Raw genomic sequence first — 12,833 nt, 5'->3', positions numbered from 1 at the left:
AGATGCCTCCTTGTCGCCTCCTGCCACCGGCCCTGGTCTGTTCGATCGGTGACGATCTGGCAACCATTGCCGATGCCCTGTTCACTGGCCGTCGTGGGCTTGAGTATGACGACGTGTTTACCCCCGGGCGGCCTTTACCGCTAGGCCGAGTCACGACCTCCCTGCCCGATGCCCAGGCACTGCCGCCAGCGCACCGCTCGCGCAATAACCAGTTGCTGGCTGCCGCTTTGGCGCAACTGGCACCGACGCTTGAGGCTTTTCGCAAGCGGCACCCCCAGGCGCGTATCGGCGTGGTGCTCGGCACCAGTACCTCCGGCATCGGCGAAACCGAAACGGCGCTGGCTGAGCGTCAGCGAGAAGGCCACTGGCCCGACGACTTTCATTACCAGCGCCATGAAATTGGCTCGCCGGCCCGGTTCGTTGCCGAGTGGCTCGGCCTTGACGGGCCAGCCTACACGCTCTCTACCGCCTGTACGTCAAGTGCGCGCGCCCTGGCAAGCGCCAAACGCCTGCTGGCGAGCGGCGCGTGCGATGCGGTCATCGCCGGTGGGGCTGACAGTCTTTGCGGGTTGACCGTCAACGGGTTTGCCTCGCTTGAGGCGCTTAGCGACCGCCCGTCTCAGCCTTTCGCGGCCGAGCGTGACGGTATCAACCTTGGAGAAGCCGCCGCGCTGTTTCTGGTGACGGCGGAAACCGGCGGTATTCAGCTCAGTGGCTATGGTGAAAGCAGCGACGCTTACCATATTTCCGCCCCACGGCCAGATGGCCAAGGGGCCATTCAGGCGATGCAAGCGGCGCTTGCCATGGCCAAGCTGCCCGCCACGGCCATTGATTATCTCAACCTGCACGGCACCGCCACGCGCCAGAACGACAGCATGGAAGCCAAGGCAGTCGCAACGCTTTTCGGCAGTACGTTACCGTGCAGTTCAACGAAGGCCCTGACCGGGCACACACTGGGCGCCTGCGGCGCGCTCGAAGCGGCGTTCTGCTGGCTGACGCTCAATGAGGGCCGCCTGCCGCCCCAGGTTCACGATAGTGCCGTCGACCCAGAACTTGCGTTACTGAATTACGCCAAGACGACGACTCACCAAGGCCGTTGCGCGATCAGCAATGCCTTCGCGTTCGGGGGTAATAACATCGCCTTGTTGCTGGAACGTTTCAATGAATGATTCACTTATGCCCGCACGGCTTGACCTGCCCTGCGATATCGCGCCGTACGTGCCACACCGCCTGGGCATGTGCCTTCTGGATACGCTACTGGCCGTGGGTGACGAACATCTGCATGCCCGCGTCGTACCCCAACCCGACAACCTGTTCGCCACGCCAGACGGTATTCCCGGCTGGGTCGGGTTAGAGTGGCTTGCCCAGGCCGTTGCCGCGTGGGCCGGTGTGCAATCCGTGGCGTCAGGCGATACGCCGAAAATCGGCTTTCTACTCGGCACGCGCCGTTATCAGTGCCAGCAGCCGTTTTTCCCCTTCGATCAGCCAATACGCATCGAAGTGGAGCTCGATTTTCGGGCAGATAATGGCCTGGGCGCGTTTCAGGGGCGCTTGCTAGATGCTCAGCAACAGCTGATCGCTAACGCCACACTCAACGTGTTTCAGCCCGATTCGCAACAGGCGCTGGAAATGATGCAACAAGGGAGCACCCAATGACGAATACCATCCTGGTTACCGGTTCAAGCCGCGGTATCGGCCAAGCTATCGCTTTGCGCCTGGCGCGGGATGGCTTCGATATCGTCGTACATTGCCGCCAGCGTCAGGCAGAGGCAAAAGCCGTCGCAAACCAGATTCGTGATATGGGCCGCAATGCCCGCGTGCTGTGCTTTGATGTTGCCGACAGGGCCGCGGCGCAGCAGGCGCTGGATGCCGATATCGAAGCGCATGGCGCCTACTATGGCGTTGTCTGCAATGCAGGCATTACCGCCGACGGCGCCTTCCCCGCGCTCTCTGATGAGGATTGGGACAGCGTGATCCACACCAACCTTGATGGCTTCTACAACGTCGTGAAACCCCTCGTCATGCCAATGATTCGCCGCCGGGCACCCGGCCGCATCGTCGTGATGTCCTCGGTTTCAGGCATGATGGGCAACCGTGGCCAGGTCAACTACAGCGCTGCCAAGGCCGGGCTGATCGGCGCCATGAAAGCACTGGCCGTGGAGCTGGCTAAACGCCGCATTACGGTCAACTGCGTTGCCCCAGGGTTGATCGACACCGACATGACCGACGACCTGGTTACCGAGGAGGCGCTCAAGCTGATTCCCATGCGCCGCACCGGCACCAGCGAAGAAGTCGCGGCCACGGTGGGCTTTCTATGCTCAGGCGATGCCGGCTATATCACGCGGCAGGTGTTCGCCGTCAACGGAGGAATGTGCTGATGGCAAGCAATGCACAACGCCAGGACAGGCTGGGGCGCCGAGTGGTAGTGACCGGCATGGCCGGCTTCTCGCCTATCGGCAACGACTGGCCAAGCATAAAGGCACGCCTTGAGCGCTTGCAAAACGGCGTTATCCACATGGATGACTGGGAATGCTATGACGGCCTCAATACGCGCCTGGGTGCCCCGGTACGCGACTTCAACTTGCCTGCCCACTATCATCGTCGGGCGCTGCGCAGCATGGGTCGTGGCGCGCAGATGGCCACGCGTGCCAGTGAACTGGCCCTGGAAGATGCAGGCCTGCTGGACACGCCGCTCTTAGGCAGTGGCCAGATGGGGATCGCGTACGGCGCCTCCGCAGGGGAACCCGATGCCGTCGCCGACTTTGGCAATATGTTGATCAATAAGTCGACCGACGGCCTGAACGCCAACTCCTATATTCGCATGATGGCCCACACCGCACCGGTCAATATCGGCGTTTTTCTCGGGGTGCGCGGACGGATCTATACCACCTCAAGTGCCTGCACGTCTGGCAGCCAGGGCATCGGCTATGCTTACGAAGCCATTCGCTTTGGACGCCAGACCGCCATGATCGCGGGCGGCTGCGAGGAGCTTTCGGCTTCCGAGGCGGCCGTCTTCGATACGCTATTTGCCACCAGCACGCTCAATGACGCGCCGCACACCTCGCCGCGCCCCTTTGACGCCGAACGCGACGGCCTGGTGATCGGAGAAGGGGCAGGCACGCTGATTCTTGAGGAGCTGGAGCACGCCCAGGCTCGGGGAGCCACCATTCACGCCGAGCTTGTGGGCTTTGGCACCAACAGCGATGGCCGCCACGTTACCCAGCCGGATGCCAGTGTCATGGAGCAGGCGATACGCCAGGCACTGGAGGATGCAAATTTGCAGCCCGAGCAGATTGGTTATGTCAGCGCCCACGGCACGGCCACCGAGCGGGGCGATATTGCCGAGAGCCATGCGACACACGCGGTGTTCGGCTCAAACCTGCCGATTAGCGCTTTCAAAAGCTTCACCGGCCACACGCTGGGCGCCTGCGGCGCGCTGGAAGCCTGGGTGGCCATCAAGATGATGCAGGAAGGCTGGTTTCACGGCACCGCCAATCTTGACCGCCTTGATGACGCCTGTGCAGAACTCGATTATTTGAACGGCTCAGGACGAGACATGCAGTGTGACTACGTCATGAGCAATAACTTTGCTTTTGGAGGCATCAACACCTCGTTGATCTTCCGTCGCTGGTCCTGATGTCAGCATCCTGCTCAGGGCCACTCACACTACCTGCTCTCAGGTACTTAAACCCAGCAAGAAGGAACGCTAAATGAGCCGAGGAATAATGTTAATGGGAGTGCTGCTAGGCGCTCTACTCGTAAGCACGACGAGCCATGCGCGCGACACGACACACATGCTCTCCATTGAGGACGCATTGAACACGCCCGACGCCAGAGCACGGCTCGATTCCAATATTCAATTTATCTTTGGCGACACCCCGCACGGCGAGATCACCGCCGAGTATGGTCCTGCGGTCACAAATAAAAAGACCAATGCCTTCAACAAGTCTGATGTAGAAGCCTGCGAGTGGGTCATGCTCTCGGCGCTGCTCAGCTTGCAAGACCGTGTCAGGGAAGAAGGCGGCAATGCGGTTGTTAATATTGAAAGTTTCTATGACCGCCGCCCGATGTCCTCAACCAGTGAGTACGAGTGCCATGCGGGCGCCATCATGGCCGGTGTCGTGCTGCGAGGTGATGTTGTCACGTTAGCCGACGAATGATCGCCTATCTGGACATTGTGTTGGCCCAAGCCCCCGCTCACAGCAGCGGGGCTTGTTTATCGGCGCTGGGCAGAGAGCTTCTCTCCAGGCTTGCCGACGCGCGTGGCTACCACTGCCCCGTTAGTGAGTGGTCTCCCAGAGGCGGCGGCGCGCCATGGCACCCAGCGCTTCCACCGCCCTGGAAAGCATGTCTCTCCCACCGCGATGGGCGCGTCATTGCAGGTATTTCCACGGCACCGATGGGCATCGACATCGAGCATGCTCGCCTGCGCCATGAGAAACGCTTACCCGAGCTGGTGGCGTGCCTGCCTGAGGCCGACGTACGCCGCAAGATACATCAGTCTGCGGTACCTCTGGACGCCTTTTACCGCGCATGGACCCTCCACGAAGCGCTTTACAAGCTGGATAGCCTGTCCGGCACGCCTTCAAGCCATGTATTGAGCACCCGTCTTGAGCGGCTAGCCGCTGGGGGCGATGTTCATGCCTGGCAATGGCAGCAACAAGGCTGGACCATCAGCCTTTGCACACAGGCGAGTTCGCTTGTAATTCGCGCCCTTCCCCATATCCCTTTTATAAAACACTGCTAACGGACTTGTCGCCGCTTACCCTTCACCATCCATTACTTCCTGGCGGAAAATAGTAGCTTGCTAACGACAGTGCTATCATCGGAGCCTTTGTCATTTCGATGTTTATCCAGGGAAGTTCACCATCAGCCGTTTAGCCCATACCAAAGCCGTGCTGCTGTTTGCCAGCACCATGACCGTGATGTCGGGGGCGATTATCGCGCCTGCCCTGCCGGGTATCAGCCGCCATTTTTCCGAGCATCCGCAGGTGCTGATTCAACTGATCCTGACGCTGCCCGCGCTGATGATTACGCTGTTCAGCCCGCTGATGGGCTATCTGGCCGACCGGTTTGGGCGCAAGCCGTTGCTGCTGTTGATGCTGAGCATTTACGGGCTGGCGGGTGGCGCGGGCTTTCTGATCGATAGCGTCGAGCTCTTGTTGGCCTCAAGGGCGCTGATGGGCGTGGCCGTGGCGGGCATCCTGAGTATCAGCACCACGCTGGTAGGCGACTACCTGGAAGGCTCCGAGCGGATACGCTTTCTGGGGTTGCAGAGTAGCTGCATGGCGCTCGGCGGGGTGGTGTTCATCAACCTGGGCGGCCTGCTTTCCGACTGGAGCTGGCGCGGGCCTTTCTTGCTCTACCTGACCGGCGTGCTGCTGCTGCCTTACGCCTGGGCGATGCTTAGAGAGCCCCATTCACAAGCTGGCGCCAGCGCCATTCACGCAGAAGAGCCGGTCAAGGTCGACTTCGGCCGCACGGCGCTGGCCTACTTCACGGGCATGCTGGCCATGATGCTGTTCTACATGTTTCCGGCTCAGCTCCCCTTTTTACTCTCTGAACAGGGCGAGATCAGCGGCTTGGCCATCGGCGTCGCACTTTCCACCGCCGCATTGACGGCTAGCGTCGTGTCATTCTGCTACGGCTACTACAAACCCTTTTTATCGGTGATCACGATCTATGTGGCCGGGTTTGTGTTAGCCGCTGCAGGCTTTCTGGTCGTCGGACTTACGCACAGCTATGCCATGGCAATTGCGGGCGCGGCCGTCTCCGGCTTGGGCCTGGGCGCCTTTATGCCCAACACCACCGCCTGGCTGATGCGCATTACGCCGCAGCGAGTGCGTGGCCGCGTGTTTGGAGGCTTTACCGCAACCTTCTTCTTCGGCCAGTTTATCTCGCCGATTGCGGTCGCCCCTGCGGTTATCTGGCTGGACTCCTTACGCAACGTCTACACGGGCATGACCGTGCTCTGCTGCGTGTTGGCCGTGATATTGGCTATTCTAGGCAAGACGCTGTTACGCGCTGATAGCAAGCTCTAAAAGCGGTAGCAACGTTCTTTATGCCAAGCTGCTCTCATTCCCCACCGTCCTGATGACCTACTCATCAGGACGGCGAAAATACCAGCCCAATAATGCTGACAAAGATCAGCACCGCGCCCAGCACCCGGAAAAACACCGCCGTATCGGCTTTGACGATATAGCGGTGTGCCCGCTCGCCCAGCAGATGACCGGCAAGCGCACAGGGCAATAGCCACAGCTGGTGAATCAACTGTAGATCCACGCCGGCAAACAGAAACGAGATCATCTTGATCACGACCAGAATAAACCACAGCACGAACATGGTATCGCGCAGCTGTTCCTTGACGACATGCGAGGCAAACACGGCCACGATCAGCGGCGCACCAATCAGCGACGTACCGCTGACATAACCACCCAGCGCCAGCAGCACATAGTCGACATACTTGTTGTTGCTCTTGAAGGGCTTATTGAGCACATAGCCGATGGCGTAGACCAGCACGATGCCGAAAATAATGCCGGTCATGATATTGGCAGGCAGCGTTAACAGCCCCACTACCCCAATCAGCTTGGGGATGATCATGACTTTCAGAGCTTTGCGTAAATAGCCCCAATCAATATTGCTCTCAACAGAAGCGTTGCCGTTCTCCCGCTTTAATTGGCGGTTGCCCTGCCAGGCAATCCAGCTGGAGAAGATCAGTAGGTGAACGGCGATAATCGGCAGGAAAAGCAGCGGGTCATTAACAACCAGTAATAGGAATGGCAACGCCAGCACCGCGCCGCCAAACCCCAGGCTGGTTCTGACAAAACCGCTCCAGGCAAAGATCAAACCGATCAACGCATACTGGTACCACAACAAATCCGCCATTCACTTGCTTCCCTGGTTATCAAGCTGGTTATAAAGCTAGTTATAAAAAACTGTATTGCCTGCCTATCGCCCACCAGCTGGGTAACAGCGCCTGCACGCTGGTGTGGGCAAAACGATCATCCATTAATACCACAACCCCCTCATCAGAGGGGCTGCGGATTACCCGCCCGGCGGCCTGTACCACCTTGATCATCCCCGGAATACGGTAGGTGTAGTCATCGCCTTTGCCAAACCGTGCCGTCAGGCGCGCTTTGAGGGCTTCGTTGAAAGCGTTAAACGGGGGTAGACCCAGCGTTGCGATAAACGCTCCAATCAGCCGGTCGCCGGGCAGGTCCACCCCTTCAGCAAAGGCGCCGCCCAATACCGCAAAGCCGATGCCACGGCCGCCCGGCGTAAAACGCTGCAAGAATGCTTCGCGCTCGGCTTCACGCATGCCCGGCGTTTGGGCAAACACGGGGACGTCAGGGTGCTGTTGGCAGAACCGCTTAAGCGCGGCTTCGAGGTAGGTAAAGCTACTGAAAAACGCTAGATAATGGCCCGGCGCCTGCTCATATTGCTGGGCCATTTCGGCCACCATTGGCGCAAGCGACGCCTCCCGGTCGCGAAAGCGGGTCGAAATATCTCGGCGAATGCGCACTTCAAGCTGGCGGGCTACAAAAGGTGAGCAAACCTCACGCCACACCGTGTTTATCGGCAGACCCAGCAGATCGCGGTAGTAGTGGGCCGGTGTCAAGGTGGCTGAGAACAGCACGGCGCTATGCGCGGCCTTGAAGCGCGGCGCTAAAAAGTCCGCCGGTATCAGATTACGCAGGCCGATTAGCGCCTTCCCTCGGCCTTTTAAGGTGAGATCACACAGCGAGTGATCGCCGAAATTCTCCGCCAGGCGGCAAAACGCTAACGCCTCAAACAGTAGCTCCTGGAGTTCAAAAGAGGCATCTTCGGGATGCTCGCCCAAGTGATTGGTGATCGAGGCGGCAGCGTTCTGAAGGGCGCCCACCAGCTTATCGGGCAGCGTCTCAAGCAGGTGATAGTCTGCCCGTCCCGTATCATCCGGCTTACTGTCAGCAACGTCTTTCACCACCGCCTGCCACTGCCGGCCAAGGCTTGCCAGTGAGCGGCCAAGGGCTTTCGGGGCGCTGCGTTTTACGCGGTTGAAGCGCTGCTGATCAAGCTCGGCGCTGTACATGCCGCGTGCCCGCTCCACCAGGTTATGTGCTTCATCCACTAGAAGCCCCACCCGCCAATCATCGGCCTGGGCCAGGCCATGAAGCAGCGCATGGCGATCAAACCAGTGGTTAACGTCGCCCACGATGACATCCGCCCAGCGCGCCAATTCCTGGCCCAGGTAATACGGGCAAATGCTGTGAGCAAGCGCCACCTTGCGCAGCGCGTCGCGGTCCCACCAGCTTTCAGCCACGGCGGCCTGGCGCGCAGCGGGTAGCCGGTCATAAAAGCCCGCGGCCAGTGGGCAGGCCTCGCCGTGGCAGGCGGTTCCCGGGTACTCGCAGGCTTTCTCCCGCGCGATCAGTTCAAGTACGCGGGGCGCCTTGCCGCATGGGTTGTCATCCGCTTCGGCCTGGAGGCGCAACTGTGCCAGGGCATCCAGCGCCAAACGCCGCCCCGGGGTCTTCATGGTCAGAAAGGCGATGCGGTCAAGGCGCTGGCGGGGCATGGCGGTGAGCATGGGAAACAGTGTGGCCAGCGTCTTGCCGATCCCGGTAGGCGCCTGAGCCAGCAGGCAACGACCGGTGCTGGCGGCTTTGTAAACATCTTCGGCCAACTCGCGCTGGCCAGGGCGAAACGTAGTATGAGGAAATTGAAGGTCGTTTAACGTCGCATCGCGATTTTTACGATGCGCCGCTTCCTGCTCGGCCCAGGCAATAAAGCGCTCGCACTGGGTGGTAAAGAACGCCTCAAGCTCGGCTGCCCGCGCTTTTTGACTCAGCAAGGTCTCTTTTTCGGTGGCGATATCCAGATACACCAGCGTGAGCGTCACTTCATCCAGGCCGCGCGCTTTGCATAACAGGGCGCCGTAGATTTTTACCTGTGCCCAGTGCAGCGCGCGCTGGTTATCGGCCATGCGCTCAAGGTTGCCGCGATAGGTCTTGACCTCTTCCAGACGGTTTTCGGCAGGCGCATACCCATCGGCGCGCCCAGTGACGGTCAAGCTTTTATAGGTACCGGAAAGCGGCATTTCGGCAAGGTAGTCATCGCCCCGGCGGCTGGCGACCAGGGTATGCCCGGCAATACCTTCCTGGGCGCTGGGTGACGGGGTGAAGCGGTGGTCCAGATCACCTTCCCGGGCGGTGAAGTCACACAGCGCACGAACGGCAACCCGATACTCTGCGGCGCTACTCATCGCGTCCTTGGTCATAACGCCGCTGGCGAGTCAGCCAGCCACTGCACGTAGCACACCGCAACCGGGATATGTTGCTGATGAAAAAACGCCAGCCAGCGGCGCTGGTTATCCTGCAGCCGGTCACCGGGGCCTTTTACCTCAATAAGCCGATAGCGGGGTTCACTGGGTGGCGCGTTGGGCAGAAACTGGATCAAGTCAGGCAGCCCTGCTCGGTTAGCCTTTATGTCCTGTAAGAACCGCTCAAAACAGACTTTTAAATGAGTAGCGGGCAGGCACTCAAGCGCCAGCGCTAAAAGCGTTTCATCCAGCAACGGCCAGTGCACAAAGGGTGACGCCAGGCCGTGCTTCTCCTGCCAGGTTGTATGAATTTCCCGCCGGTAGCTACCATCCTCCAACCGGGCCAGGCACTCATCGAATAGCCCACGCCGCCGGTCGACGAAATCTTCACGATGTAGATCGGCAGGGCCGCTATGAAACGGATGAAAAAAGGCCCCCGGTAGCGGAGCAAAGATGGCAGGCCAGCAGAGCAGGCCAAACAACCCGGTGATTAAGGTATTTTCCGCGTAATAAACCGGCGCGTCAGGTGAGCTGACATGCTGGGCGACAGCACGCTCCACCGACTGAGGGCCGGGAAGCATTAGCTCCCAGCGCGTATAGGCTGGCTCGCGCACGGGCGGCTGCGCGTCAATTTTCAGCTTCTTGCGCAGCCGGGGCAGTAACCGGGCGAGCGCCTGGGCTTCGGTTTCATTAGGTGTCAGGCTTTGCGCGTTCATCGCCAAGTCAAACGCTTCCTGATACCTGCCCAGGCGCTCTAATACGCGCAGCTGGCGGATACGCGCTTCGCTACTCTCGGCTTGGGCATACAGTAAAACGGCCTGCTCGGCTTGGCCGCTGCGCTCCGCTTCACGCCCCAGTTGCAGCAGCAAACGGGCACGGCGGGTAGCAAGCCAGGCGTTATCGGGTTTGGGCGGCAGCTCAAGGCTCAAGTGCTCAACGGGTTCGCCATCATCCAGACGCTGGCGCAGGCGGTGTAGCGCCAAATAGGCATCCACTTCTTCACGCTGTTGAAAAGCACGCGAGGTAGGGGTGAACGGCACGTTTTCAAACCGCTGTAAGCCAAGCTCAGTGAGTACGAACTCGGCCCAGTCCTGGCGCAGGTTGCCAAAGAACATCAGCCGCAGCCGGTCGCAGATATCCATCACCTTAAGGCGCACGATGTTATCCGATGCCGTTGGCCACCACTCGGTTAACGGTTTTATCTCGGTGAGCTGAGGTGTTAGCGTGGCCTGAAGCACCGCCTTGCCAGCGGATGAGGGGAGCCCGGCGTCGCGCATGGGCGTTGCCAGTGCTGAGCGCAGCTCGGCCAAGCGCAGCTGATGAAACAGCTCTTCCCCACTGAGCGCCGGAGCGTCAGTTACCCAGCCAAGCGCTACCAGTGGGGCAAGTGCCGTAGCGGTATCGCCTATTTCGGCGTAGTTGAGTTTGGATACTCGAAATAGCTCGCCCTTGCGCATCACCATGCGCACAAGCAACGCCTGCGAGGCACGGGGTAGTGTCGCAAAGCGGTTCAGAAAGGCAAGTTCATCCGGCGCCAGCAGATCAGCATGGCGTTCGCCCACCCAGGCCAACACGAAGCGAAAATTGGTCAGGTAGTAGAAGGGATCATCAAGCGAGGCGGTAACAACGGCAGGAGCACTGTTCATCCATCCATTGTATCAGCGTATAACCACACGCCACCAGCTTTCCAGCGGGGGCTAGCCCACGCGGTGCTGCATCAATACTTCAAGTGCTTGATCCGCCTGCTTTTGCGAAGCGTCTACCGGTTCCGACGATGTAGTCGTGCGGCTTCTGGCGATGGCTTTCGGCCCACCACCCACCAACACGTACCATTCGGCCTCGGTCAGGTAGCGCTGGCACCAGCGGCCCAGGCCATCGGCCACCACTTCCCGGCTTTGCTCGCCACCGCGAAAGCCGTGGGCCAGGTAAAGCAGGTCCTGGCGAGCGGTGCGCGCACGCGCATTGCCGCCGTGCACCTTGGAAAGCGGGCAGCGCCGGTCGTAGGCCGCGTTGGTCAAGGCGTAAAGCCAACGCTCCAATTCATGTGCCTGAATACCGCCGTAAACTGCCACGCCTGCGCTCCCTGCCCGTTAATGGGGCATTAGCCTGCCCGAATAACGGGCGGCTGTCATCTATCCTGCGAGTTTTCCCGCTCAAAACCTTGTAATACATTGACTACGTTGACACCTATTTCTTCTACCGCATAGCCCCCTTCCATCAAAAGGGTAGTGGGCAGGCCGGCTGCTGCCAAGCGTTGGCCCAGGGCAATAAAGTCCTCGCTCTTGAAAGTGAACGCGCTGATCGGGTCGCCCTCGAAGATATCCACGCCTAGCGAGACAATCAAAAGCTCACACTCATGCGTTTTAATGGCCGCTAGCGCCTGCTCCAAACGCTGCATCCAGTCGGCGGCGCTAGTGCCCGGCGCCATGGGGTAGTTGAGGTTGAACCCCTCCCCTTCGCCCATACCGGTTTCGTCGGCGTAGCCCAGGTAGTAGGGAAAGGTTACGTCCGGGTCGCCGTGTAGCGAAGCAAACAGCACATCGCTGCGTGAATAGAAAATTTGTTGAGTGCCGTTGCCGTGATGAAAATCCACATCCAGCACTGCCACGCGGCGCTTGCCTGCATCCAGCGCGTACTGGGCGGCGATCGCCGCGTTATTGAAAAAGCAGTAACCACCAAACTGATCAAACGCGGCGTGATGCCCTGGCGGCCGACACAGCGCAAAACTGGGCTCCTGGGTTTCAAGCGTATGCGATATGGCGCCTAATGCGGCATCCTTGCTTCCCATGGCAGCACTGAAAGTGCCTTCAGAAATCGAGGTTTCCGCCGCCAGGGCATAATAGCCCAGCTGTCCGCTAATCGAGCGGGGAATGTGGTCTCCGCGCATAGACCGGGCAGGCCAGATGTTGGGTATCGCTTCCCCCTGATGACCGGCAACCTGCCACGCTTGCCAGCAGGTTTCCAGAAAGCGTACGTAGCCCGCATCGTGAACGGCGCGTACCGGCTCAAGGCCATAGGCATCGGGGTTACACACTTCAAAGCCAGCCTGACGAATATGCTTAAGCACCAGATCAATACGCTCAGGACACTCGAAAGGTCTGACGAGCGCCCCATCATGAAGCTCCGTACGCGCCTGGCGTAAGCGGCTATCCTCAGAAAAAAACGTCAGCATGCTGGCTCCTGAATCAGTGGCGGCTAAGCGTCTAAAGCGGGCAGGACTCGCTTTAGCGCCGCTATTTAGCGTATATGTTAATCCACTTCTATTGCATGCGGCCAACACATTGCCCAGCGGCGTTTTTGAACAGGGGTTTGCTGCTTCAACTGATACTCTGCCCGGCTTGCCGCAGCCCTATCTTCAAACGGCTGGGCGCCAAGCAGTGCCGTTGGTGGGTTAGCGCGAGTATAGCGCGCCCCTTTACCCGTGCAGTGGGCCCGGTAGCGTTTGGCAATATTATTGGTGATGCCCACATAAGTTCCCCGCTGGCACTCCAACAAATAGACATACCAAGGGCTTGATGAGGATAACGACATC

13 protein-coding genes are annotated in these 12,833 nt (G+C 59.6%); 7 read left to right on the top strand and 6 right to left on the bottom strand.

The features are described 5' to 3' along the window. Window positions 1–2: 2 nt before the first annotated feature. From INT33_RS13660 to INT33_RS13630, 7 genes are all read left to right on the top strand, one after another. Window positions 3–1,169, top strand: a complete 1,167-nt coding sequence (locus INT33_RS13660) for a beta-ketoacyl-ACP synthase (protein WP_192536549.1) — start codon at window positions 3–5, stop codon at window positions 1,167–1,169. Then, window positions 1,162–1,656 carry an ApeP family dehydratase gene (locus INT33_RS13655; RefSeq protein ID WP_192536548.1) on the top strand — a complete coding sequence of 165 codons (495 nt, stop codon included), beginning with the start codon at window positions 1,162–1,164 and terminating at the stop codon, window positions 1,654–1,656. Before INT33_RS13660 ends, INT33_RS13655 begins: the two co-directional genes overlap by 8 nt. Next, the gene (fabG, locus tag INT33_RS13650; protein WP_192536547.1) at window positions 1,653–2,378 is read left to right on the top strand and encodes a 3-oxoacyl-ACP reductase FabG; all 726 of its coding nucleotides are present in this window, start codon (window positions 1,653–1,655) and stop codon (window positions 2,376–2,378) included. Before INT33_RS13655 ends, fabG begins: the two co-directional genes overlap by 4 nt. Then, complete coding sequence (locus INT33_RS13645) at window positions 2,378–3,637, top strand: beta-ketoacyl-ACP synthase (RefSeq protein ID WP_193092153.1); 1,260 nt, start codon at window positions 2,378–2,380, stop codon at window positions 3,635–3,637. The genes fabG and INT33_RS13645 overlap by 1 nt, the downstream gene beginning before the upstream one ends. A gap of 73 nt (window positions 3,638–3,710) precedes the next feature. Then, complete coding sequence (locus INT33_RS13640; RefSeq protein WP_192536545.1) at window positions 3,711–4,160, top strand: excinuclease ATPase subunit; 450 nt, start codon at window positions 3,711–3,713, stop codon at window positions 4,158–4,160. Continuing rightward, window positions 4,157–4,747, top strand: coding sequence for a 4'-phosphopantetheinyl transferase superfamily protein (locus INT33_RS13635; RefSeq protein WP_192536544.1), 591 nt, complete (start codon window positions 4,157–4,159; stop codon window positions 4,745–4,747). The genes INT33_RS13640 and INT33_RS13635 overlap by 4 nt, the downstream gene beginning before the upstream one ends. 148 nt (window positions 4,748–4,895) lie before the next feature. Next, window positions 4,896–6,041, top strand: a complete 1,146-nt coding sequence (locus tag INT33_RS13630; RefSeq protein ID WP_319643931.1) for an MFS transporter — start codon at window positions 4,896–4,898, stop codon at window positions 6,039–6,041. A gap of 64 nt (window positions 6,042–6,105) precedes the next feature. Here the strand turns inward: INT33_RS13630 and INT33_RS13625 are convergent, their stop codons facing one another. From INT33_RS13625 to INT33_RS13600, 6 genes are all read right to left on the bottom strand, one after another. Next, window positions 6,106–6,885: a sulfite exporter TauE/SafE family protein gene (locus tag INT33_RS13625; protein WP_018917656.1), complete on the bottom strand. Its 780-nt coding sequence runs from the start codon at window positions 6,883–6,885 to the stop codon at window positions 6,106–6,108. 40 nt (window positions 6,886–6,925) lie between these two features. After that, a complete protein-coding gene (locus tag INT33_RS13620; protein ID WP_226940192.1) occupies window positions 6,926–9,259 on the bottom strand; it encodes an ATP-dependent DNA helicase in 2,334 nt (777 codons plus the stop codon). Then, entirely contained in the window at window positions 9,256–10,947 is a 1,692-nt protein-coding gene (locus INT33_RS13615; protein ID WP_192536542.1) for a VRR-NUC domain-containing protein, read from the bottom strand. Before INT33_RS13615 ends, INT33_RS13620 begins: the two co-directional genes overlap by 4 nt. 51 nt (window positions 10,948–10,998) lie before the next feature. Next, window positions 10,999–11,373 carry a hypothetical protein gene (locus INT33_RS13610; protein WP_192536541.1) on the bottom strand — a complete coding sequence of 125 codons (375 nt, stop codon included), beginning with the start codon at window positions 11,371–11,373 and terminating at the stop codon, window positions 10,999–11,001. Window positions 11,374–11,429: 56 nt separating this feature from the next. Further along, a complete protein-coding gene (locus INT33_RS13605) occupies window positions 11,430–12,473 on the bottom strand; it encodes a histone deacetylase family protein (RefSeq protein WP_192536540.1) in 1,044 nt (347 codons plus the stop codon). 77 nt (window positions 12,474–12,550) lie between these two features. Next, window positions 12,551–12,832, bottom strand: coding sequence for a GIY-YIG nuclease family protein (locus tag INT33_RS13600; protein WP_192536539.1), 282 nt, complete (start codon window positions 12,830–12,832; stop codon window positions 12,551–12,553). Between the last annotated feature and the right edge of the window lies 1 nt (window position 12,833).

This window comes from Halomonas colorata (assembly GCF_014897985.1).
GTDB lineage: Bacteria > Pseudomonadota > Gammaproteobacteria > Pseudomonadales > Halomonadaceae > Vreelandella > Vreelandella colorata.
Note: the sequence above shows the minus strand (reverse complement) of the source record. Positions and strands in the feature narration are given on the sequence as shown.